At 64.1% G+C, this 21855-nt stretch carries 20 protein-coding genes; 6 read left to right on the top strand and 14 right to left on the bottom strand.

Annotated elements, in window-relative coordinates; genetic code table 11:
* Positions 1-223 precede the first annotated feature (223 nt).
* Positions 224-2206: an archaea-specific SMC-related protein gene (locus ACSR87_RS16690; RefSeq protein ID WP_498531342.1), complete on the top strand. Its 1983-nt coding sequence runs from the start codon at positions 224-226 to the stop codon at positions 2204-2206.
* A 139-nt stretch (positions 2207-2345) separates the two neighbouring features.
* On the opposite strand, the gene ACSR87_RS16695 is transcribed toward ACSR87_RS16690, so the two are convergent.
* Positions 2346-2606: a Zn-dependent oxidoreductase/NADPH2:quinone reductase gene (locus ACSR87_RS16695; RefSeq protein WP_498531343.1), complete on the bottom strand. Its 261-nt coding sequence runs from the start codon at positions 2604-2606 to the stop codon at positions 2346-2348.
* 586 nt (positions 2607-3192) lie between these two features.
* On the opposite strand from ACSR87_RS16695, the gene ACSR87_RS16700 reads away from it, so the two are divergent.
* Positions 3193-4410, top strand: a complete 1218-nt coding sequence (locus ACSR87_RS16700; protein WP_498531344.1) for an inorganic phosphate transporter — start codon at positions 3193-3195, stop codon at positions 4408-4410.
* Here ACSR87_RS16700 and ACSR87_RS16705 read toward each other — a convergent pair whose 3' ends face one another.
* The 12 genes from ACSR87_RS16705 to ACSR87_RS16760 all read right to left on the bottom strand — a co-directional run bounded on the left by ACSR87_RS16705 (position 4411) and on the right by ACSR87_RS16760 (position 16704).
* Positions 4411-4734, bottom strand: coding sequence for a hypothetical protein (locus tag ACSR87_RS16705; RefSeq protein WP_498531345.1), 324 nt, complete (start codon positions 4732-4734; stop codon positions 4411-4413). It lies immediately after the preceding gene.
* Between the two features lie 395 nt (positions 4735-5129).
* Complete coding sequence (locus ACSR87_RS16710; protein WP_498531346.1) at positions 5130-6428, bottom strand: P-loop NTPase; 1299 nt, start codon at positions 6426-6428, stop codon at positions 5130-5132.
* Positions 6429-6430: 2 nt separating this feature from the next.
* Positions 6431-7261: a HEAT repeat domain-containing protein gene (locus tag ACSR87_RS16715; protein ID WP_498531347.1), complete on the bottom strand. Its 831-nt coding sequence runs from the start codon at positions 7259-7261 to the stop codon at positions 6431-6433.
* A complete protein-coding gene (locus tag ACSR87_RS16720) occupies positions 7258-8157 on the bottom strand; it encodes a DUF8068 family protein (RefSeq protein WP_498531348.1) in 900 nt (299 codons plus the stop codon). Before ACSR87_RS16720 ends, ACSR87_RS16715 begins: the two co-directional genes overlap by 4 nt.
* Positions 8154-8924 carry a molecular chaperone TorD family protein gene (locus ACSR87_RS16725; protein WP_498531349.1) on the bottom strand — a complete coding sequence of 257 codons (771 nt, stop codon included), beginning with the start codon at positions 8922-8924 and terminating at the stop codon, positions 8154-8156. The genes ACSR87_RS16720 and ACSR87_RS16725 overlap by 4 nt, the downstream gene beginning before the upstream one ends.
* A 10-nt stretch (positions 8925-8934) precedes the next feature.
* Positions 8935-9750, bottom strand: coding sequence for an ethylbenzene dehydrogenase-related protein (locus ACSR87_RS16730; RefSeq protein WP_498531350.1), 816 nt, complete (start codon positions 9748-9750; stop codon positions 8935-8937).
* Between the two features lie 57 nt (positions 9751-9807).
* Entirely contained in the window at positions 9808-10878 is a 1071-nt protein-coding gene (gene narH / locus ACSR87_RS16735; protein ID WP_498531351.1) for a nitrate reductase subunit beta, read from the bottom strand.
* Positions 10875-13826 (bottom strand): nitrate reductase subunit alpha, encoded by a 2952-nt coding sequence (gene narG / locus ACSR87_RS16740; RefSeq protein ID WP_498531352.1) that lies wholly within the window; start codon positions 13824-13826, stop codon positions 10875-10877. Before narG ends, narH begins: the two co-directional genes overlap by 4 nt.
* Positions 13823-14035, bottom strand: a complete 213-nt coding sequence (locus tag ACSR87_RS16745; RefSeq protein ID WP_008572696.1) for a DUF8120 family protein — start codon at positions 14033-14035, stop codon at positions 13823-13825. The genes narG and ACSR87_RS16745 overlap by 4 nt, the downstream gene beginning before the upstream one ends.
* Positions 14028-15476: a cytochrome b gene (locus ACSR87_RS16750; RefSeq protein ID WP_498531353.1), complete on the bottom strand. Its 1449-nt coding sequence runs from the start codon at positions 15474-15476 to the stop codon at positions 14028-14030. The genes ACSR87_RS16745 and ACSR87_RS16750 overlap by 8 nt, the downstream gene beginning before the upstream one ends.
* Positions 15476-16129 (bottom strand): QcrA and Rieske domain-containing protein, encoded by a 654-nt coding sequence (locus tag ACSR87_RS16755; RefSeq protein WP_498531354.1) that lies wholly within the window; start codon positions 16127-16129, stop codon positions 15476-15478. Before ACSR87_RS16755 ends, ACSR87_RS16750 begins: the two co-directional genes overlap by 1 nt.
* Entirely contained in the window at positions 16129-16704 is a 576-nt protein-coding gene (locus ACSR87_RS16760) for a hypothetical protein (protein ID WP_498531355.1), read from the bottom strand. Before ACSR87_RS16760 ends, ACSR87_RS16755 begins: the two co-directional genes overlap by 1 nt.
* Positions 16705-16968: 264 nt before the next feature.
* Between ACSR87_RS16760 and narO the strand changes: the two genes are divergently transcribed.
* The 3 genes from narO to ACSR87_RS16775 all read left to right on the top strand — a co-directional run bounded on the left by narO (position 16969) and on the right by ACSR87_RS16775 (position 19675).
* Entirely contained in the window at positions 16969-17604 is a 636-nt protein-coding gene (gene narO / locus ACSR87_RS16765) for a transcriptional regulator NarO (protein WP_498531356.1), read from the top strand.
* Positions 17605-17686: 82 nt separating this feature from the next.
* Positions 17687-17839: a DUF7560 family zinc ribbon protein gene (locus ACSR87_RS16770; protein ID WP_163488315.1), complete on the top strand. Its 153-nt coding sequence runs from the start codon at positions 17687-17689 to the stop codon at positions 17837-17839.
* 1149 nt (positions 17840-18988) lie between these two features.
* Complete coding sequence (locus ACSR87_RS16775) at positions 18989-19675, top strand: hypothetical protein (protein WP_498531357.1); 687 nt, start codon at positions 18989-18991, stop codon at positions 19673-19675.
* Between the two features lie 6 nt (positions 19676-19681).
* Here ACSR87_RS16775 and ACSR87_RS16780 read toward each other — a convergent pair whose 3' ends face one another.
* Positions 19682-20440, bottom strand: coding sequence for a DUF8170 family protein (locus ACSR87_RS16780; RefSeq protein WP_498531358.1), 759 nt, complete (start codon positions 20438-20440; stop codon positions 19682-19684).
* A 121-nt stretch (positions 20441-20561) separates the two neighbouring features.
* On the opposite strand from ACSR87_RS16780, the gene ACSR87_RS16785 reads away from it, so the two are divergent.
* Complete coding sequence (locus ACSR87_RS16785; protein WP_498531359.1) at positions 20562-21677, top strand: hypothetical protein; 1116 nt, start codon at positions 20562-20564, stop codon at positions 21675-21677.
* The last annotated feature ends 178 nt before the right edge of the window (positions 21678-21855 follow it).

The raw sequence follows: 21855 nt of genomic DNA on the forward strand, positions 1-21855 counted from the left end.
GTCAGACGGAGATACGAGGCAGAAAGACGAATGGCACGAAGGCCGTCGCGGACGAATCAACGACTGAATCGACGATTGACTTCCCGAGACGGCTCAAACCGCGGTCTCGAGACGCCGATACGCGGATTCGAGCTCGGGGCGAGAAACACGTTCCAAAGATATCTATGGAACGAGTTTTGGACTTGTCACCAACTGTTTTCACGGACCCCGGTGTGGTCACTGCATGGCCACGACGAACGCACCGGCCCGCCTGACCGTCGCCGGAATCGGCGGCGTCGACGAGACCACCGTCGCGTTCGAACGCGGCGTCACCGTCCTCACGGCAGGGGATGCCGCCGACCGAACGTCGCTCCTTCGGGGTCTCGTGACCGCGCTGGGAAGCGACGAGCACTCGCCCGACTGCGACGCCGATACCGACGACAGCCGGGTCGAACTCGCCGTCGAGGGCGAGCGGTACGTGCGGACGTTCGCGGGAGAAGGCGACCGGGCCGTCGCGTCCGGCGACCCGTATCTCGACGACCCGGCGGCCGCCGACCTGTTCGCCTTCCTCCTCGGCTCGAACGAGGCCCGACAGGCGGTTACGGCCGAACGCGACCTGCGGAAACTCGTTATGCATTCGGTCGACATCGACGACGTCAACGAGGAAATCGCTGACCTCCGCGCCGAACGCGCCGAGTTAGACGACCGAATCGAGGCGCTCGCGGCGCTCGAATCCGACCGGCCGGGGCTCCGCGACCGCCGCGACGAACTCGACGCGACTATCGAGCGACTCGAAGCCGAGTTAGCGGACCGGCAGGCGACCCTCGACGGAATCGAATCGGCGGCGGTCGACGGCGACACCGACGCCGAGACGAACCCCGAACCCGACGCTAACGGGTCCGATGCAGAAGCGCGACAGGACCGGCGACGGGGGTTGTACGCGGCGCTCGACGACATCGAGTTCGAACTCGAAGCGGAGCGGGAGTCGCTGGACGCGCTCGACGCAGAAATCGACGACATCGAATCGGAACTGGACTCGCGTCCCGCCGACCCGGCCGCCGAACTCGACGACTTGACCGACGAACTCGCGGAGTCACGGGCGCGAAAACGACGACTGGATGCCGACATCACGGACGTGCAGCGGACGCTCCAGTTCAACGAGCAGTTCCTCACGTCGGAGACATCGCCCGTCGCCGCTGCGAGCGAGGTCGAACGCGAGAGCGAGAACGACGAAAGCGACGGCGAGTCGGACGACGGCGACAGCGTCGTCTGTTGGACGTGCGGAACGTCGGTTCCCGAAGCGAGCATCGAATCGACGCTTGACCAACTCCGAGCGCTCCGCGACGACCGCCGCGAGGAGCGCGCCGAACTCGCAGACCGCATCGAACGACTCCAAGAACGCCGGTCCGAACTCGAAGCCCTGCGAGAGCGACGACGGGACCTCGAAACCCGACGCGAGGAGTTACGCCGTGAGCGCGCCGAGCGTCGGTCCCGCGTCGAAGACCTTCAAGCCCGACGCGACGATGTCGAATCGGACATCGTCGACCTGCAACGCGACGCCGAGGACGCCGAGGCGGGCGAGGGCGACCGCGCCGCGCTCCTCGACGCCCACCGCGAGGTCAACCGCGTCGAATTCGAGTTGGAACGGCGGCGCGAGGAACGCAACGCCGTCGTCGACGAACTCGAAGCCCTCGACGCCGAACTCGACCGACGGACGGACTTCGAAACACGGACGGATGAAATCGACGACCGAATCGACGACCTCCGAGACCGCATCGAACGACTCGAACGCGCGACGGTCTCAGCGTTCAACGACCGTATGGCGGACGTTCTCGACGCCGTCGAACACGACCGACTCGCCCGTGTCTGGGTCGAACACCGGAACGACGGAGACGGCGGCGACGACGCGCTCTCGACCGGACGGTTCGTCCTCCACATCGAGCGCCGGACTGACGACGGGAAGACCTACGAAGACGTTATCGACCACCTCTCGGAGTCGGAGCGCGAACTCGTCGGCCTCGTGTTCGCCGTCGCCGGCTACCTCGTCCACGGGGTGTCCGACGACGTTCCATTCCTCGTTTTCGACTCGCTAGAAGCTGTCGACGCCGAGCGCGTCCGCCGACTCCTCGACTACGTCCGCCCGCACACCGACTATCTCGTCGTTGACGTGTCCGGCGAGAGCGCGCGAGCGCTCTCCGAGTCGTACCGACGACTTCGGGCTCTGTGACTCTGAACTGCCGGTCCAAAACGAGCCCGACCTGACAGACGTAGCTCTGTAATCGCAACCGCTGAAAACGAAGTACTCGGGGAGCTGCCCGAAGCCACGCAGGGGTTACACGGGCAGGTCTGTTATGCACGGCCGGTCTTCATCGAAACGACGACGCAGGCTCGGCCGCGCGGTCGAAGGTGGCCTGCGTGTCCTCGAACGATGACTCGAAGGTCACGATACTGTCCACGTCGAACCGGCCCGTTTCGATTCCCTCGATGGCCTCGGAGTACGTGTTACTGAACCTGAACGACCCCTTCAGGTCGTACTCTTGGCCGATGGTCTCGACGATGTCGGTGGGGAACTCGGGTTCGAAGGGGATACCGACGAAGACGACGGTGCAGCGCGCTGAGACCGTCAACGACTGACACCAAGAGAACGCCGAGGCGGGGTTACTACGGGGACCTATTTGTCATTAGTCATGTAGATAACTAGCATATCTAATATCGCCCCAGATGGGTCAGAATATATTTGTATCTCATAATTTGCTATATTAGCACCTCAAAAATACAAAATATAAGTTTGGCTCCGGTATTAGACATAACTACACTACCTTATTCAGATTATTCAAATTATTTAGATTCTTCAGATTATGTTTATTCATTCTCATCGCCAGTAATAATGTTGTTAGTGATCAATATTACTGGTCGCTAAAACCGTGTCGCCGTCGTTTCGAGCAGGCGCAACAGTACGGCGACCGTGAGTAGCTAGCCCGCTGTCGTCCGAAACACATCCCGACGAGGTTCTCACGTCGCGGACGGCCGGGGTCAGTTCCGCTATGAACTGCATTAGTTATCCAGATAATTCGCTCATTACCAGTCGATATACCCGAATTCGGAGGGTTCATCCGTCACCTACCACGGTTTTCTCATACATGGGCATACGTCGTTGTAGCCAGTGGCAGTCTCCCCCTTACCGTCAGCGACCGAGGAGGGAGCGTTGACAGCATGGCGTCGGTCATCGCCGTTCTCGCAATTGCACTCTTGGCGGCTCTGTTTATGTCGTTCACCGTCGGTGCAAACAGTAACTCGGCACCCGTCGCGCCCGCCGTCGGCGCGAACGCTCTTTCGGTTCTCCGAGCGGCCCTCCTCGTCGGTATCGTGGCCGGACTCGGAGCGATTCTCCAGGGTGGCAGTATCTCGGAAACCATCGGCAAGGACCTCGTCACCGGCGTGTCGATTACGCCGCTCGCGGCGGCGGCGGCCCTGCTGACCGCCGCGACGCTCATCACAATCGGCAACACCTACGGCTATCCAATCCCGTCGGCGTTCACCGTCACGGGGGCGATGATAGGTGCCGGTCTCGCCCTCGGCGGCGGCTTCGCCGTCGACGAGTACGTCGTCATCCTCGGGTTCTGGTTCGCGATTCCGCTCGTCGAGGGCGTCCTCGCGTACGGACTCGCGCGCGGCCTTCGAAGCGACGCCATCCCCGAAACCGTCGGGATTCCCGTCCTCGGTGGCACGGTCGGCTACGCGTTGGCCAACATCCAGCTCACGGTCATTCCAACCGCCGCCGGGACACAGGGTTCAGTCGCCCGATACCTCGCCACCACGTACCAGTTCCTTCCGACGGTCGTCGGCGGCTCGTACACCCTCGGGATGGTCGTCGTGAGCGTGGTCGGCGGGCTCGTTGCGCTCGTCGGGACACGGGCGTTGCTCCACCGCGACGAGACTGCGGGCATCAATCAGTTCCTCGTCGCGCTGGGGCTCATCGTCGTGTTCACGAGCGGCGGCACGCAAGTCGGCCTGGCGACCGGTCCGCTGGAAGCCGTGTTCGAGACTGACCTCCAGCTCTCGTCGATTTACCTGCTCGCGCTGGGTGGCGGCGGCATCCTCCTCGGGGCGTGGATTCGAGGGCCGCGACTCGTTCAAGCCGTCTCGAACGAATACGCGTCGCTCGGGCCGAGGCGGTCGATAGCCGCCCTGATTCCCGCCTTTCTGATCGCACAGCTCGCGATTGTACTTGGGATTCCAATCTCGTTCAACAAAGTGATGATTGCGAGTATCGTCGGAAGCGGACTCGCCGCCAGTTCGTCGGGCGGAAGCGGCGTCTCACCGCGGAAAGTCGGCATCACGATCGGGTCGTGGGTCGGGTCGATGCTGGGAGCGGGCGTCATCAGCTACGGCCTGTACCTCCTGTTGAACGCGGCCCCGTTCGTGGGATAGTCAGGAGACGAGTTGGTCGATAATCTCTTCCTCCGCGGCCTGCGTTTTCATCCCTTCCCACGTCTCGAAATCGGTCGTGGCGGCGATATACTCGTTGAGGCGGTCACGCGAGATGTCTTGGGCGTCGTCGATGTCGTCGAATGCCCACGGACTCTGCTCACAGAACCCGTCGAACGAGTCGAACTCGGTGTGGTCGCGCATGAACGACCGCGAGAAGAAGGCGTCCGACTGGACTCGGGCGCCCGCTTGCAGTTTATCGATTCGAGTGAGTGCGTCCCCGACTCTCTCTTCGAGGTCCTCCAGCCCGGTAATCTGAAGTTCCATAGCGGGAGTGGCGTCTCGACGCTGGTAAAAGCCACGACCACCCACTGGCGTCAGTTCAAGGAGACACACAGTCCCCGCGTCCGGTTCGCACCTCGTCGGACCGAAGGGCCTGAGGACTCGTCGGAGCCGGATAGATTCCGAGACACCGAAATGGGCTACGTTCTGGGGAGGCCGGTCAGGGCGTTTGTCCCACCTCTCAGCGTCGAGCGCGGCACAGCGGCCGGCGACGGGACCGGTACACTAGTTCGTGTTCGTGTCCGCAACGTACCGCACGGGCTCGCTGTCGCTCAGTACGCGGTCACGGCCGTGCGTTTGTCGCGCGGCCCCGCGGCGACGACCGGGCGGCGACGAGCACGAGACCGGTCGCCGGTGGCTGTCGTTCCATCGGCTCTCGCTTACGGTTTCGTCGCAGTCAACAGCCAGTCGTTCGGCGTTCGTCGTTCGACGTTGAACCCGTCGATTTCCGCGGGGTCGCGGTCGGTCAGCCCGCCGAGGAACCGCCGGACCGGCGTCGGGTCGCGGTCGCTGACGAGTGCGAACGCTTCGCCGCTCGCCAGCGCGGTGAACCGTTCTGCGACCCGCTCCTTCCGTCGTTCCGGCGGGTCCCCGCGGATGTCGAGTGCGCCGTCGGGAGCATCGACGTCCCACGCGGTCGCCGCCGCCTCGGAGACCGACTCCGCGAGTGTTTCGAACGCCGGTGCGGCGTCGCCGGGCGCGGGCGTCTCCTGAAACTGCGGGGAGAACGGAAGCTCGGCGAGCACCGTCGCATCAAGCCGTTCGCTGGCGGTCTCACCGGGAAAGAGCCGGTGGGTGTCGCCGCAGGAGGGGCAGGCAAACTCGCGCATATTGACGACCGCCCCGAGAACCGGAACCTCGTTGTCCCGGAAGAGTTCGATACTCCGCGCCGTGTCGTCAAGACTCGACTCGAAGGGCGTCGTCACGACGACGACGCCGTCGACGGAAATCTCTTGGAGCGTCGTCAGGACCACGTCGCCGGTACCCGGCGGCAGGTCCAACACGAGCGTGTCGTCAGCGCTCCAGGCGGTATCCGCGAACAGTTCGGTCAGCGCGTCGTGGGCCATCGCGCCCCGCCACGCCAGCGGCGCGCCCGACTCCATCAATCCGACGCTCATCACGTCGAGCGAGGCGTCGGGCCCCGCCACCGAGACGGGAAGCGGGTGGCCCTCGTCGTCCGAGTGCACGGGGCCTTCGACGTCGAGCAACGACGGGACGTTCGGGCCGTGGATGTCCGCGTCGAACAGCCCGGCTGAATGCTCGCCGGCGAGTGCGCACGCCAGACCGGTCGAAACGGTCGATTTCCCGACGCCACCCTTGGCACTGGCGACGGCGATAACGGTATCGAACGCGTCCACGCCCGTCGCACCGCCGCCGGACGACGGCGAGACGGGCTCGACGTGCGCGCTCTCGACCGCGGGCACGTCACGGACCGCCTGCGCCATCGCGCGCATGACCTGCGTCGCGTTCGCGTCGTCGAACTCCGTCACGGCCGCGCGGACGGTCACGCTCCCCCCGTCGACGGCTATCGATTCGACCAGCCCGGCCTCGAAAACGTCGAGGTCGGCATCGGGGTCTCGGACGGCTCGGAGCGCGGATTCGACACGGTCTCGAAGCTCGGACTCGGTGTCTGGCTCGTTGTTCGCCGGTTCGTGGTTCGTCGGGTCGTGTTCGTTCATGGTCAGAGGTTCGGCGTTCGATTGAGGTCGTCTTCGCCGGGCAGGGTGCGGTCGGTCTCGTCGAGGACGCCCGTGAACTGGCGTCGGAAGCTCCCGGAATCGACCGCTTGGGACCGGACCGCCGTTTCTCGCACGACGCTCTGTTCGTCGTCCGCGAGTCGGGACAGCGCCTCGGCCGCCCGGTCGGTTTCGACCCCGCCGAGTAAGTGTGCCGCCCACTCTCGCACCCGCTCGCTCGGGTCGTCGGCGGCAACAACGAGCGCATCGCACGCGTCCTCCCCGCGGAGTTTGAAAAGCGAGACGAGCGCGTTTCGCCGGGCGGCGTGGTGTTCGTCGTCGAGCGCGGCTTCGATGACCGCTTCGTGTTCTGCCCGGTCCAAGCGGTCGAGCGCGACGACGGCCTCGGCCCGAACCCACGGGTCGGGGTCGTCGGTCAGCGCCCGCGCGGTCTCGGCCGCGAGGTCGCCGCCGTGTTTCGCCAGCGCCTCCACGGCGAACTGCCGTACTTCGGCGTCCTCGTCTGTCGTCGCCGCGCGGGACAGCGCCTCCACGACGACCCTGTCGCCCTCCCGTTCGGCGAGCGCGAGTGCGGCCCGCCGACGTTCGACCGCGTCGTCGCCGGCGAGCGACGCAAGCAGGTCGGAGACCGGGTGGTCCTCGACGGGTTCCGTGTCGCTTGCACCGAGGTCGGAGAGCGTCGCCTCGCCGATGGTCACGTCGCGGTCGACCTCGATGTCTTCGAGGCCCGCAGGGTCGACGCCGAACCCGGGGCTCTGCTCGGGGTGGAGTTGGGGGTCCGGCGGTCCGTCGGTCGCCTCCTCTTCGTCTCTCACGCTCGCTCACCCCCGTCGTACGCGACCAACGCGGCCGCGACGACGACACCGGTCGCTCGGAGCACTGTCGCCGGGACGCCGGCCACGCAGAACAACGCGGCTCCGAGTGCGACGGCGGGTCGACCGTCGCGGAGCGCGGAGACGGCGCCGGCGGTTCCGCCGGCCGCGGCGAAGGCGACGAGACTCGTCGGAACGCCGACGACACCGCCGCCGACGAGCAGTACCGCCCCTGCGACGTACGGGGCGCTTGCGACGATTCCGAAGGTGGCGATTCCCGCGGTTATGCCGGCTAGCGCACTGATTCTATCCCAGCCGACAGCGAGCGGGACGACGCCGACCGCGGCGAGCGCGACCCCGGAGCCGAGCGGGCGAAGCGTCGCCGGCACCACGCCGGCGGCCGCCGCGAGCGAGGTCGCCACACCGACCGCGGCGAAGCCGACCGGCGCGGCTCGTCGGACTCCGTTCCACTCTCGTTTCCGTCCGGGCGCGACGAGCCTGTCCGCCGCGACGACCGCGAAGCCGACCGAAACGCCGATTGCAGCCGGCTGCCACGCCGCGGCCGCCGTCCCGAGTGCGAGGATTCCGAACCCGCCGGCGAAGGCGAGTCCCACGCGCTCGACTTTACTGTCGGCGGTCGCCGCGAGGAGCAGCCCCGCGAACGCCGGACCGGCAACGGCCAGCGCCGACCAGTCGGCCGCGAGCGTCGTGACGCCCGTCGGGAGGCCGCCGGGAACGTTGTGACCGACGCGGTACGCCGTCACCGCGGCGAGCGGGACGAGCGCGAGTACCCCTCCTAGTGTTCGAAGCGCTCCGTCGGGCGTTCGAGACCGGAGCGCGGCGACGCCGGACGACCGCGGGTTCGAGCCGACGGCGTCCTCGACACCCCGACCGCTCATGGCCCGTCACCTCCCTCGAACCGCGTGGCAAGCGCGCGTTGGTCGGCGGCGACGAAGCGGTCGAGGAAGCTCGCGATTTCGCCGTACAGACCCGCTCCGGACGTGTCAGCCGCTCGTTCAGCTAACCCCCCGGCGGCGACGTGGAGGTGGCGGTCGTGGAAATCGAGCCGCGCCCGCGCCGCGTCTTCGGCCCGCCCGTCGCCCGGGTCGGCCGCGGCCTCCAGCCGCGCGAGGTAGCTCGCGAACTCCAGTTCGTACGGGAGGTAGTCGTGGTTGTCGCGGGTCTCCCGGTCGATTTCGAGTCCGAAGTAGTCGTAGGCGCGCGCGAGGTCGAGGTTCACGTCGTTCCACGCCGCGTCCGGCCGGTACGACGACTCGTACAGCGAGATACGCGGCCCCTCGCTGTCGAGCGAACCGTCGGTCCGGTCCGCGTACTCGGCGTAGCCCACCGTGAACAGGTCGTTGAACCGGGCGCAGGCCGTCTCGTAGTCGTCGTCGACGGTCAGTTCCGGCGGGGCGACCGACAGCCCGGTCGCATCGAGAAGTTCTCGGACGGTCTCGTTGACCTCGCCGGCGACGAGTCGCTCGTGGAGTCGCTCGTCTGGCTCGTCGAGCAACGTCGCCAGCGCGGTATAGATTGCCGCCCGCGCCGCAGCGGGTCGGTCGACCCCGCTCGAATCGATGCGGTCGGTATCGTGGTTCGTGTCGTGGTTCGTGTCGCTGTTCGTATCGTCAGTTCGCGTCTCCGCGTGGGTGTTCGTGTCCATCTCAGTGACCTCAGTTCTTCCGCACCGCCTCGATAGTCACGAGCGCGACGCCGACGATGGCGAGGCCGGCGACGGTCCACAGTATCGACTCGTATGGCGGCCCCTGCGGTCCGGGGCCGAACGGGAAGTGATACCACTCGCTGACTGACTTCCGGCCGGAGCGCTCCATCTCGGAGCCGTTCCACACCGCGAACGCCACGTCAACGTCGTTGTCGACGGCGAACGAGGTCCGGTTGGCGGCGTCGGAATCGAGCGGGCGCGACATGACGACCGTCCACCGGCCGTCGTCGTGGCTCGCCGTCGTCTCCACCGCCGTCCGTTCGAACTCGGTCGTGGACCCCGGGCCGCCGGCGAGCAGTTCCTCGGTCTCCCCGTCGGCGCTCCAGTACCAGACGTTCACGAGGTTCCGCGTGCTCCCCATCGAAATCGGGGGGCGGGCCGAGGTGTTGACCGGCACCTGCACCGCGGCCGCGTCGAGGAACGACCTCGGACTGGTGGCGTTGCGGTCGGCGGTTCCGTCGGCCCACGAGAGTCGGAGATACAGCCGCTCGTCGGTCCGGGCCGACTGGACGCGAACCGATTCGACGGAGGTGTCGCTCGCGTTCGGAACGCCGCTGGGCGCGCTCGTCAGCGGGACGGTCACCGACGGAACGGTGTCCCACGCCTCGCTCGTGGGCTGTTGGGGTCGGTCGTCGGCAGCGACCGATCCGACGGGAATCTCGTTCGCGGGGCGCGCGGACACCGCCGCGGGGCCGGCCACCGCGGCGAGTAGGAGCACTACCACGACGGCGACTGCGGCGGCTGCGGCCGTTCGACGTTCACTCATCGTCGAACACCTCCGGAACGAGTCCCGGCGAGCCCGACTTCGCTCGCGTGGCTCGCATCAGTCGAACACCTCCAACCGGTACTTCCGGGCCGGGTTGGTGTCGGTCAGCATGTCGAGGAGTTCGCTTTCCCCGCCGCGGTCGACCTTGTCGCGTTCCTTCTCGATGGTGTCGAGCGCGTCGTGGACGCGGTCGCCGAACAGCTCTTCGAGGTAGTTTCGCGGGATGCGGTCCACGTCCACCGTCTCGCCGTCCTCGGAGTGCTGCGGCGGCGCGAACGGCGGGATGTAGTAGACGTTCGGTTGCGTCTGGTACTCCGGATGCAGCGGGAGTGCGACCTCGTACTCCTCGACGAGTTTGTGAATCGGCCCCTGTTCGTCGTCGAGGAACCCGACGAGTCGCAACTGCGGCGGACAGTCTTCCGCGCAGGCGGGGGCGAACGTCTCGCCGTCGGGGCCCTCGCCCTCGATGCGGGGGTAACAGAAGATGCACTTCTCGGAGGTCTTCTGCGTCGCGTTGTAGTACACCTTCTTGTACGGACAGCCCTCGACGCAGTAGCGGTAGCCGCGGCAGCGCTCCTGGTCGATGAGGACGATACCGTCCTCCTCGCGCTTGTAGATGGCCTTCCGCGGGCACGCCTCCACGCAGGAGGGGTGCGTGCAGTGGTTGCAGATGCGCGGGAGGTAGAAGTAATACGAGTTCGGATGCTCGCCCGCGCCTTGGTCTTCGTCCCAGTTCGGCCCCCACTCGGGGTCGCTGTCTGGACGCAGTGGCTGGTCGCCGCCGTTGTACATGACCTCCTCGTGGTTGAACGACCACGCGTCGCCGTAGTCCGCTTGGCCGGGGATGTCGCCGGGCTTTCGCTCGGTGTGTTCGGCGTCTTTCCAGCCGCCGCCGGAGTCCTCCCAGTCGCGCGGGTAGCCCTTCCCGGGCTTCGTCTCGACGTTGTTCCAGTACATGTAGTCGCGGCCGCCGCCCTCCGTCCAGAGCGACTTGCACGCGACCGTACAGGTCTGACAGCCGATGCACTTGTTCAGGTCCATCACCATGGCGACCTGATGGTCGACGCCGTCGGCGAGGTCGACCCCGTCGCCGTCGGCCTGTGCCGCCGGCCCGTCGTCGGCGCTCATTCGGCGTCACCCCCGCCTTTCCGCACGTCGACGCGGACGTCGCTGTTGACCCCCGTCGGCCCCCAGTAGTTGGGGAAGAAGTAGAGGTGTTCGCCGGAGTCCTCCGGGTACTGGACCAACTGCGTCGGCTTCATGTACATCGGGACCAGCGAGTTGAAGTTGGTGTCGCCGTCGAACTGGAACCGCTCCCAGGCGAAGTACATCCGCGCCGTGCCGCGCTGGCTGCTCGGGTAGAGCTTCGCCTGCAGTTCGACCGACGCGAGGTCGTTGAACACCTCGACGGTGTCGCCGTCTTCGATACCGCGCTCGGCGGCGTCCTCGGGATGGAGATAGACCACTGGCTCCCCGCGCTGGAGGCGGAGCAGTTTCTCGTTGTCACGCCAGGTGGAGTGGATCGACCACCGTCCGTGCGGCGTGTTGTACTCCATCGGGTAGTCGCCGCCCGTCTGCGTCGGCCCCTCCTTGTGCGTCGGCAACTGCTCACCGAGTTCGAGGAACCAGTCGTGGTCGATGTAGTACTGCTGTCTGCCGGTGACGGTCGGCCACGGATTCTTGTCTTGGACGAAGTCCTTCCACGGCGCGTACGCCTCGCCCTCCTCGATGTCGGAGGTCCAGTGGTCGCCGGCGGCCAAGAGCCGCTGGGGCTGTTCGACCGTGTCGGCGAACGTTATCTGGTCGTCGCTCTCGGACGGATTCGACTCCTCGGAGTGTTCGAGGATGTACTCGCAGGCGGCGCGGTCCCCGGCGAGCGCGTCGGCTTCGCCGGTTTCCCAGTCGCGGACGTAGTCGTCGTAGACGGACTGAAGGTCGATGTCGCGGTCGAACTTCCGGTCCGAAATCGGGGCGACGCCGCGCTCGGTTGCGACCTCCTGAATCTTCGCGGCGAGTTCACGGAATATCTGCCAGTCGGTCTTCGACTCCCCGAGCGGTTCGACCGCGGGCGTGAAGGGATGCACGTAGCTGTGCATGTCCGTCATCGAGAGGTCGTGTTTCTCGTAGTGGCTCGCGGTCGGCAACACGATGTCCGAGTACAGCGCCGTCGAGTCCATCCGGAAGTTGATGTCGACGACGAGGTCGAGTTTCGGCCACAGTTCCTCTTCGACGGCGACGTTCCCCTTCGCCTGGTTGAAGTAGTTGCCGCGCCAGACGAACATGGTCGTCGGGTCGGGACGAGAGCCGTCGGCGCGTTCCTCGGGGTAGACCGGCATCCACCCCTCGTCGATGGACTCCCGTATCTTCGCGGCCGTGTCGGCGTCGGTGTTGTCGAGGATGCCCGCGTGGTAGTAGGTCCACAGCGTCGTCGGCACCCCGCGGACGTTGCCCGTCGGGAACGACAGCGACTTCCAGCCGTGGAACGTCCATATCTTCTCTTGGCCGACGTAGTGGTCCAGCCCGGTCCCCTGCTCACCGAGGTTGCCCGTCAACGTGACGAGCAACTGGAGCGCGCGGTTCCCGAGGTCGTTGTGGTACCAGTCGTTGACGCCCTTGCCCTGGATTATCTTCGCCTTGTCGGCCTCGGCGAACTCGCGGGCGACGCGCTGGTACGTCTCTTCACCGACGCCGGTCTCGTCGTGGACCGTCTCCGGACCCCAGTTGTCGAGTTCGTCCCGCAGTTCGGCCCACACAGTCCGGACGCGGACGCGCCCGCTTTCGGTTCGGACCGCGGTTTCGCCGTCCAGTTGCGGGTCGAAGTCGAGTTCGATGCTCTTGGAGTAGTCCTTCTGCCCGTCGCGTTCACCGAGCGACCCCGGTGCCTCGCGGAGGCGTCCGTCGGAATCGAGCATGAGCAACATCCACTCCGGTCGGTCGGCGTCGGTCGAGACCGAGGAAACCTCGCTCGCGCGGAGGAACTTTCCGGTGTCCTGCCGGACCAAAAGCGGCATGTCGGTCTGCTCTTTGAGATGGGCCTCGTCGTACAGTTCCTCGTCGACGATGGTCCGGGCCATGCCGAGCGCGAGCGCGGTATCGGTGCCCGAATCGGGACTGAGCCACTCATCGGTGTGGATGGCCGTCTGCGAGTAGTCGGTGAAGACGCCGACGCGCTTCGTCCCGTTGTAGCCCGATTCGAGGAAGTACTTCGCGTCGGGGATGCGAGTGACGTTGATGTTCGACCCCCACGCGATGATGTAGTCGGCGTTGTACCAGTCGGCGCTCTCGGCGTTGTCGGTCTGGGTGCCCCACGTGATGGGCTGGCCCGGCGGCAGGTCGGAGTACCAGTCGTAAAACGAGTGGCTGACGCCGCCGAGGAGGTTGATGAGCCGCGACCCGCTGGCGAACGAGACGGGACTCATCGCCGGAATGGGAGTGAAGCCACTGATGGCGTCGTAGCGACCGGCCTGCACCTCGTCGACGACGTGCTCGGCGATTTCGGTGAGCGCCTCGTCCCACGAGATTCGCCGCCACTTCCCCTCGCCGCGCTCCCCGACGCGCTTCAGCGGGTGTTTGATTCGCTCGTCGGCGTTGACGTAGTCGGTGTAACACGCGCCCTTCTGACAGCCGCGGGGGTTCGGGTCGGGCAGGCTCTCGTCGAACCGCGGGTAGTCGCCGGCCTGCTCTTCGCGCCACACCTGCCCGTTTTTCACGTAGACGTTCCACGAGCAGCTGCCGGTGCAGTTGACGCTGTGCGTGGACCGAGAGACCGAGTCCCAGTCCCATTGCTCGCGGTAGAGGTCCTCCCAGTCCCGGTAGGGGTAGTTCCCGATGGGGTCGTCGACGGGGTTCAGCCCGCCCATCTGGAACAGCGGGTCGTCGTCGGCCGCGGACCGGCCGATACCGAGAAGTGAGGCGATTCCGACGCCTTCGAGGAACCGGCGACGGGAGACGCTCGTCCCTCCGGTCGCCGGCTCTCCCGGCGGGTCACCGACCGCCGGCGGGCCGTCCGTCTGTTCGGGTTGCGATTCGTCCGTTTCCGACTCGTCGTCGGGGGTCGAGGTGTTCGTTCGGTTCATGAATCTATCTGTAAAAAGACGGTCGTTAGTGCCAGTCCAGCGCCCAGAACGCCGAGCGAAATCCCTACGAGCGTGTCGCCGCCCGCGTCGAGGCCGACGGCGACGAGCGCCACGCCGAGAAGCTTACTCGCGCGGTCGAGGTGCCGGTACGTCCGAGGCGAGAGTTCGATGCGTCGCCGCGGAGCCCCGCCGGCGTTCGCGTCAGTCATCGCCGGCCTCCCCCGGAACGCGTCCGGTTCGGCTCTCGTCCGCGTCGTCACCCAGCACGCGGTAGACGAGAGCCGCGGAGCCGATGGGGACGACGAACAACGCGACGGTCAAAATCGGATTGACGACGCCGGTTCCGACGCCGAGCGCCCGGCCGAGGAGGTTGTTCATGCCCGCGATGGAGGCAATCATGATGAACTGAATCGCGGCGACGCCGACGGCGGTCTGCCACGGCCGGTCGAGAGGGTCGGCCGTGAAGTGGACCGACTCGTCGTGGTAATCGACGAACGGCCACACCGCCACCGCGCCGAACACGAGCGTCGGCAGGAAGACCCCTCCGACGAACTCCGTCGAGACGTGGATGTCGGTGAATGGAACGGTGAATCCCATCCACGACGGGAGCAGTTTCAGCAGACCGTAGACCCACATCAGGAACCAATCGGGCATGATGAGTTCCGGCGTCCCCGCGGGGTTGTTCGGCCCGTACTCGGCGATGTTGTGGACCGGGAGGAACCCGGCCAGCATCGCCAGCGTGGCCAGCGTGAGGAAGAACACGACCGCGCTCACGGCCGCCTGATTGGGGAACGCCGGGAGGCCGACGACGACGCTGTCGTCGTCTCTCGGGACGGTCTGTTCGGCGCCGCCGTCGCTCGACGGGGACCCCTCGACCGGGGGTTGCTCTCGGGTTTCGAGTCCTCGCACGTCGTCATCGCGGGGGGCCTCCGTGTGCTTCTGGCGGACGAGAATCGCCATGTGGACGGCGAGAAGCCCCCCGATTGCCACGGGAATGACGAGGACGTGGAGGAAGTAGAGCCGCGGTATCGTCGCGCTCGAGGGGAACTCCCCGCCGAAGAACGCCTTCCCGACCACGCCTCCGACGAGCGGAATCGACGTGGCGAGGTTGTAGCCGATGCCGGTGGCCGTCGCGGCGAACTCGTCGAAGGGTAACGCGTAGCCCGTATAGGCCGCGCCCATCGAGAGTCCGGCGAGGCCAGTGCCGACGACCCAGTTCGGTTCGCGCGGGTTGCGGTACGCCCCGGTGAAAAACACCCTGAGCATGTGCAGCCCGATGGATGCGACGAACAGGTGAGCCGCCCAGTGATGCATCCGCCGGATGAACATCCCGAAGGGGATGTCGTAGGTGATGTGCAGGACGCTCGCGAACGCCTCGGGCACCTCTTGGCCTTGGAACTTCGCGACGCTCCCCTCGTATTCGACGCCGCTCGTCGACGGTTCGAAGAACATCCCGAGGAATATCCCGGTGAGGACGAGAAGCAGGAAGCAGAACAGCGCCACCTCGCCGAGGAGAAAGGAGTCTTCGGCGGGGAACGCCTTCCCGAGGAACGCGCGGCCGCTGTCGAGGGCGAACCGCTCGTCTAACCAGTCGTACGCCTCGTTCCCGGCATCGCCGGCACGGTCAGCGAGGTTGTCGAGTCGAGACATCACTCGCCTCCCGGGCCGACCGGCCCGTTGAAGTCGCCCGTTGCGATGAGGTTCCCCTCGCTCGACAACGTGATTGGCAGTTGCGGGAGCGCCCTCGACGGCGGCCCGCCGACCACCTTCGCACCGGCAGTCGGGTCGAACTTGCCGAAGTGACACGGACAGACGAGCGTCTCTCCGTCCTCGTTCGAGACCATACAGCCGGCGTGGGTACAGACCTTCGAGTAGGCGGCGTAGCCCGACACCGTGTACTCCAGGTTCGTTGCGCCACCGTAGGCGTCCTCCGCGTGCCTCACGAGCAGCGTCGGTGCCTTTTCGATGCCCGGCCGGGGCTCCGGGAACACGGTCATCTTCTCACCTTCGCGCAGGGCGTTCTCGCCGATGCGCTCGCCGTCGCCGTCGACGAGGTAGATGCCGTCCGAGTACACGGGGCCGGTGTACGAACGCTCGAAGACGCGAGTCAGCCCCGCCAACGGCGCCGCGAGGCTCGCAACGGCGGTCAATCCCCCGACGCTGGCGAGCAGTTTCGCGTAGTCGCGACGGGCGAGCGAGGCGCGGTCGTCGGAGAAGATACTCGGCTGGTGGTTGCTGTCGTCCCCGCAGTCAGCGCAGTACTCGTCGCAGTCGTCCGATGCGTGCTGATTGTCGAGTCTCATTAGTGTCCCCTCCGTTCTGCGACCTCGACGTGGGGGAGGAACCACGCGTAGTACGATACGGTGAGCAAAGCGAGCGCGGTGAACATCCCCGCGGCGTAGACGCCGAAGTACTGGGTCCGCGCGAGCGTCAGATACTCGCCGGTGAACAGCGCCGCGAAGACGATGGCGAGGATGGTCAGCCCGCCCATCGCCACGATTCCCTCGATAGCGTCGGAGGCATCGTCGTACTCGACGACCCAGCGGTCCGCCGTCCAGAACCACGGGAGCCCGACCTGACCGCCATCTGCGACGGTCGATTCGTCGCTCGGACCGGCTCTGACCGCCGTGTCCATGAACCGGTGGACGGCGGCGAGGACGCCGACGAGCGCGAAGAGCGCGACCCACACGATGACGCCCACCTGACTCGGCGCGAGTTTCTCCGGCGTGTCGACGATCTCCTGCAGCGGTCGCATCTCGGTGACGCTCTGGTCGATTTCTATCTGTTCGCTCGGCGGCTCGCCGTGCAGCGCCACGTACCACGTCGGCAGGAGCACCGCGGCGACGAGCAGCAACACGACGACCGTCCCGCGTCTCACGGTGACTCACCCCGCGTCCCGACGCGCCGCCTCACGCTCCAAACGAGCGGCGCTCCATTCGCCCGCTTGGCCCCGAGTAAGCTCATGGATATCATACTTCGATTCGTTCGAAAATCTGTACCGAGGCCAGTAACACCCGAACCATAGGGTGCGGGGACTTTATCCCGCCACCGTCGAGAAATCGAATAGAATCCGAATCGAAACCACGTGACTGCGAACGGGTTCGCCAAAGGATATTTCAGAGCTACTGTCGTACGCCGGCCTATGAGTGAGGGCGTGCACGGTGAAATTCACGTGGCAGACCCGTCCATCTGTCGGGTGTCGGAGGCGTCGAAGGAGACCACTATCGACTCGGTCTCGCGGTCGGTCGGCGCGACCGGCGATACCGCCGCAGTCGAGTTCACCGCTCCCTCGTCGGCCGCGATTGACGACGCGAACGAGATATTTCACCACGAACAACAGACGATTTATCGCGTCACCCACTCTCCCACCGAGGAGTCGCGGTGTGCCTGCGAACTCGTCGAGGGTCACGGCTGTCCAGTCCGCCACCTCGAAGCGGACTGCGGCGCGGTCGTGCTGTCGTTCGTCGCCGCGGACCTCGAATCGTTCCGCGATATCGTCGTCAACCTCAAATCGGCGTTCGACGGCGTCTCACTCCGGCGACTCACACAGTCAGAGCCGGACTCCGCCACCGGCTCGCTCGTGTTCGTCGACCGCGACGAACTGACGGCGAGACAGCGGGAAGTCCTCGAGACGGCCCACGAGATGGGGTACTTCGAGCACCCCCGTGAGGCGAACGCGACGGAGGTCGCCGCGGCGCTCGATATCAACCGCTCGACGTTCACCGAACACCTTTCGGCCGCCCAGTCGAAGCTTCTCGATACGATTCTCGACGTGTAGTTGATAACTCGCCTATGTATTCCCGCCCTATGATGGGATGTGATAGATACTGCTAGGAGTCCGTGCTTCGGTCGTGATCGCCGTGCCAGGTCAGTTCGTCTTTGACTGCCCGGAGTGCAGCGTCGAGGTGTGTGTCGACGCGGGCATCCGCGAGCGGATTCTGGACGACGGGTGCGTGTTGTGCGCCTCGCCGGTCGAGACGGACGCATTCGACCCGCACCCGCGCAAGTCGTGACCCGGTCTGCCGACCCTCGCTTCGCGAACGGCGACGGAGATTTCTGTCGGTGACCGCGTTCATTCTTCGGTCGAGAGTCACCGCCTTGATTCCTTGGTCTTCGAGGGGACTCACCACGTACGCGCTTGCACCATCGCGCCGTCTCGTCGACAGCCTGAACTCAAAGCCAGCTCACCCTCTCTAGCCAGCCTCGTTGGAACTCCGAGTCCGACAGTACCAAACTACACCCTCGAAAGCTCCCGGGAGTACAGCATCTACTCGTCGATTCAATTGGGGCAACTCAAAATCAACGAGCAAAAGCACACGCTCCATTCGAGAGGCACAACCCGTGTTTCACGTCGAAAAGTCCCCAGAGTCCGCTCAGGAGCGCCATTGCACAAGATGGATCGTCGTCGAAAAGCCCAATACGAGCAGTCGTCGACGCCTCCCAATTTCGGCGTTGACGAAAATCGAATGCAGTCGATACACCTCACCAACGAGAGGGTGTACTGTCGAATTAGCGTATTGGCGTTGTGTTTAGTGAGCCATTACAGGAGGTGATGTTCTCACTGGCCAGTGTTGTATGTGGATGAGATTCGTGCAGCAGCAGGACTCCTGTGGGAAAACACAAGCGAATTAGAGCTCAGTACTGTCGACTATGGGTGCAGGGCTTGGAATCTAGTTCTCCCCCGAATTCAGGGGTGTAGAATTCCACTAGTTTTGGCCAAGGGTGTCTCCGTTGACTCGACTCGTGATTCCAACGAAGGGGGACATCTTAGAACACTCAGTCTTCCTCTGTGTGCTACTTCTTCTGTGTGTCCTCAGTTTGTCGGCTCTCTAGCTCAGTCGGCAGTGAATACACCGAGCGATAGTAGCGAGTTCACTGATAGTTCACACGAACTACATCGAACCGATGTGACGTGCTTCTGAACATCGCTGACGTAGGTGTGGTTGTCCGGATACCCTCGCTTAGATGGAGGATTTTGGTCATTGGTTTCGAATTACTATTATCTGACGGCGGGAGATACAATAACGTGTGGCAACCAAGGTGAAAGTAAAGCGATACTGAATGCCTCTCAGATCTGATGAGAGCGGTGCGGTATACTCTATGTTCTGAAGAAGTCGGGTGTTTCAGTACGTCTTTGTCCGAGGGTTGAAACAGGATGGTGTATGTACGTCACGACGTATTTTGAGGAGGAAGAGCATCACCATGATCGGAAGCCGCATCTGGTGTTCGTGCTCGCTGATGCGGAGTCGCATGGACTCGGTCGGATCGAGCCTGAACCGTACACGTGCGAATGTGGCGCGGACCTGACTCCAGAGACGCTTGATGCAGGTGATGAGGGGAAAGCTTCGTGGCCGAACTGTAAGTCGTGGCACAACGGGGGGCAGAAGCGCTGTCCGGAGTGCGGTGAGTACCCGTCTATCGGTCGGGAACAACATATTCGAGCGCGTGGCTATCGTCCTACTCCGAAGAGTGAAATCAAGCAGGTAACGGCCAAGCAGCGAGAAGGTGCGATGGAGAAGACGGAAGGTCGATGCTTGGTGTGCGGTGAGGAGGCGTCGTACGTTGTCCGAATGGTTCCGCCTCGATACGGTGGCTCCAGAGAGCTAGAGAATCTCGCGCCGCTGTGCGACCATCATTACGATGACTACGGTCACATGTTCGCAGACATCTTTGTCCCGCCAGAATGGAACAAAATTCACGGTGCTGAGTGGCGACCGCTCGCCTCTAAACTCAGAGATCAGTTCGACGAGATGGGCGTGGACGGGATGGTAGACACGCTGAATCAAGTACTGGCCGCAGACGAAGAGCAAGACTGGAATGACCCGTTCCTATACCTCAATCATCAGTGACCCGGTTCACGGGACTTCATCTACGATGTCGCGCAGTTCATCTGGGCTGGACCAGGCGAAGCATCGGCTGTGGAGTTCGAAGAGGCGGAATTCGTTGAGGTGAACCCAGCTGTAGGAGACGGGTGCGTGTTCGCTGTCGTCACGGTTTTTCAGCCGTTCGATGACGTCTGGTGTTGTGAGGCTGATATCGTTCTTGTTGGCTGTGGCGATGAGTGAGTCCAGTTCCTCTTTAGTAGCCGCTTCGTCGATATCGTCGTTGAAGTAGATGGTCGCAGCAGCGGCGATGACGTCTGCTTCTGTATCGAGGTTCTGATCGGTCATCCACGCGTAGTCCCGCGGGAGGACGTATGATTTGTTGAAGTACGGTGTCGTGCTGATTTTCCCGAGTTCGGTGACTTCACCGCCGGCGTCCTGTTCATACACGGCGACGATGGTGTCGGCGTGCGCGGTGAGGAGGGTGAAGCGGATGCGGAAGACAGGGAGGCGGTCGATATCCAATTCGGAGAGATCGGCCATCAGGAACGGGTATGTGCCGAGTCGCTTGTCCAGTTCGTTCTGGACGATGCGGAGTCGTCGAAGGTACGGGTCGCGGTAGCTGCCGAGGATAAAATACGAGTCTTCCGGGGTGTGGAGGTGCGGAAGTTCTCGGTTGGCGAACCCCAGTATTTCGGAGGTTTCGTGAGGTTCTAATTCGAGCCCTTGGAGCGCTTCGTTCACGCTCTCCATAATCGCTTTCGCGTTCGGAGGCGGGCCGGGGTCAGTCATACTGTGTGCTCCTTGGCGCGTGAATAAATAGGTTGCCAACCAGTATGCCTAATCTGCTGTTCGACCACATCGGTTGACCCAAAGTATTATTCGCGCCGCCGAAGTACTCTCAAGTGAGACTATGAGTGACGCACCTGCCGCAGAGGGTGGCGGCCCGTTCGAAGAGCAGCGGCAGATCTACGATCTCCTGTCCCAAGAGACGCGGCACTTGATCCTGCAGTTCATTCTTGGCCATCCGGAGCATCTCCCGTCACTCGATGAGTTGGCGTACATGATGCCGAAGAACAAGGCCGCAATCCGGGATCAGCTGGAAGTCCTCAGTGACAACGATATTATCGACTGTTACCGGTACCCGCCGAATGAGGATGCGCGTGACCTCCCCTCGCAGTTCTACGGCCTGACTGAATACGGGGTAGAGATTCTCTACGAATACAATTATCTCCGTGGGCTCCCCGTAGCGCGTGCACTCTACGACAACACGCGCCTGTCGGAGAAAGCCCAACGGCACCGTGACGCACCGCGTCCGGAACTCCCAGACAAGGTCAGAGATGCCCTCACGATTGAGGAGGATGACAGCACTGATTTCGACCGCTTGGAGCGGTATATCCGGGAACGAAAGGGGAATACACACAGCGTCGATGATCAGGTAGTCGTCGCAAAGGCGTTCTACAATGCGGAGATCGGTCCCGGCGAAGAGGGTATCAAGCGAACAGAGCTACTGGACTCGCTTGATGTCGACATTGAGTACCAACCGCGGACGGTACTGAATCACCTTGTTGATGCTGGAGTGCTCGCGCAAACCGCTCCTCCCGGGCCGGATGTCTTTGCGATTAGCGAACGGCTTGACGATATCGTAAACGGCCAAGTGACTGAAGAAGCGGAAGCGAACCTGGATGCGCTGATCGCGCATATCGACGATGAGCTGCAGGTCACAGCGCTTTCTGAGGACGCTGCGGAACAGGAAGGTCCACAGACTCGGGTGTCAGCACCGTCTGTCGCCGTCGCTGACGGGGCTGGTCGAACAATCCGTAGCATTTTAGCTTCGGAATTTGGTGTCGAGCCAGAGCAGGTAACCGATTTTCTGCGATCCGGTGATCCAGTGGATCGACTCAATACGGCTGTCGAAACGATCGAGTCCTCTGAAGAGGTCACGAAATCGGAAGATTACGGACAAATAGTGTTCGTTCGGCCGGCGTACCGCTATCGGCTAACTGAGCAGGTGATGGATCTCGTATAAGCGATTTCGTTGTTGGTTCAGATGTGTGCCAGCGGATGGCGTGATTCGACAGAGGAAACGAGACGGCTGCCTCGGGGCTTGACCTCCCGAGGCGGGACACAGGCGGGTGTCGGGGTGATGTCTGCGCAGACGTGCAGAGGACGCCTGGGACGCCTCTGGATGGGTATCCGACCCACCA

This window comes from Haloferax sp. SDI50 (assembly GCF_059802635.1).

What these genes read in the sequence shown, in the direction of transcription:
- narG (WP_498531352.1), bottom strand. Translation starts at nt 13,826, where the DNA reads ATGAACCGAACGAACACCTCGACCCCCGACGACGAGTCGGAAACGGAC.
- narH (WP_498531351.1), bottom strand. Translation starts at nt 10,878, where the DNA reads ATGAGCGCCGACGACGGGCCGGCGGCACAGGCCGACGGCGACGGGGTC.
- ACSR87_RS16725 (WP_498531349.1), bottom strand. Translation starts at nt 8,924, where the DNA reads ATGGACACGAACACCCACGCGGAGACGCGAACTGACGATACGAACAGC.
- ACSR87_RS16720 (WP_498531348.1), bottom strand. Translation starts at nt 8,157, where the DNA reads ATGAGCGGTCGGGGTGTCGAGGACGCCGTCGGCTCGAACCCGCGGTCG.
- ACSR87_RS16775 (WP_498531357.1), top strand. Translation starts at nt 18,989, where the DNA reads ATGTACGTCACGACGTATTTTGAGGAGGAAGAGCATCACCATGATCGG.
- ACSR87_RS16705 (WP_498531345.1), bottom strand. Translation starts at nt 4,734, where the DNA reads ATGGAACTTCAGATTACCGGGCTGGAGGACCTCGAAGAGAGAGTCGGG.
- ACSR87_RS16780 (WP_498531358.1), bottom strand. Translation starts at nt 20,440, where the DNA reads ATGACTGACCCCGGCCCGCCTCCGAACGCGAAAGCGATTATGGAGAGC.
- ACSR87_RS16730 (WP_498531350.1), bottom strand. Translation starts at nt 9,750, where the DNA reads ATGAGTGAACGTCGAACGGCCGCAGCCGCCGCAGTCGCCGTCGTGGTA.
- ACSR87_RS16745 (WP_008572696.1), bottom strand. Translation starts at nt 14,035, where the DNA reads ATGACTGACGCGAACGCCGGCGGGGCTCCGCGGCGACGCATCGAACTC.
- ACSR87_RS16755 (WP_498531354.1), bottom strand. Translation starts at nt 16,129, where the DNA reads ATGAGACTCGACAATCAGCACGCATCGGACGACTGCGACGAGTACTGC.
- ACSR87_RS16710 (WP_498531346.1), bottom strand. Translation starts at nt 6,428, where the DNA reads ATGAACGAACACGACCCGACGAACCACGAACCGGCGAACAACGAGCCA.
- ACSR87_RS16750 (WP_498531353.1), bottom strand. Translation starts at nt 15,476, where the DNA reads ATGTCTCGACTCGACAACCTCGCTGACCGTGCCGGCGATGCCGGGAAC.
- ACSR87_RS16785 (WP_498531359.1), top strand. Translation starts at nt 20,562, where the DNA reads ATGAGTGACGCACCTGCCGCAGAGGGTGGCGGCCCGTTCGAAGAGCAG.
- narO (WP_498531356.1), top strand. Translation starts at nt 16,969, where the DNA reads ATGAGTGAGGGCGTGCACGGTGAAATTCACGTGGCAGACCCGTCCATC.
- ACSR87_RS16700 (WP_498531344.1), top strand. Translation starts at nt 3,193, where the DNA reads ATGGCGTCGGTCATCGCCGTTCTCGCAATTGCACTCTTGGCGGCTCTG.
- ACSR87_RS16690 (WP_498531342.1), top strand. Translation starts at nt 224, where the DNA reads ATGGCCACGACGAACGCACCGGCCCGCCTGACCGTCGCCGGAATCGGC.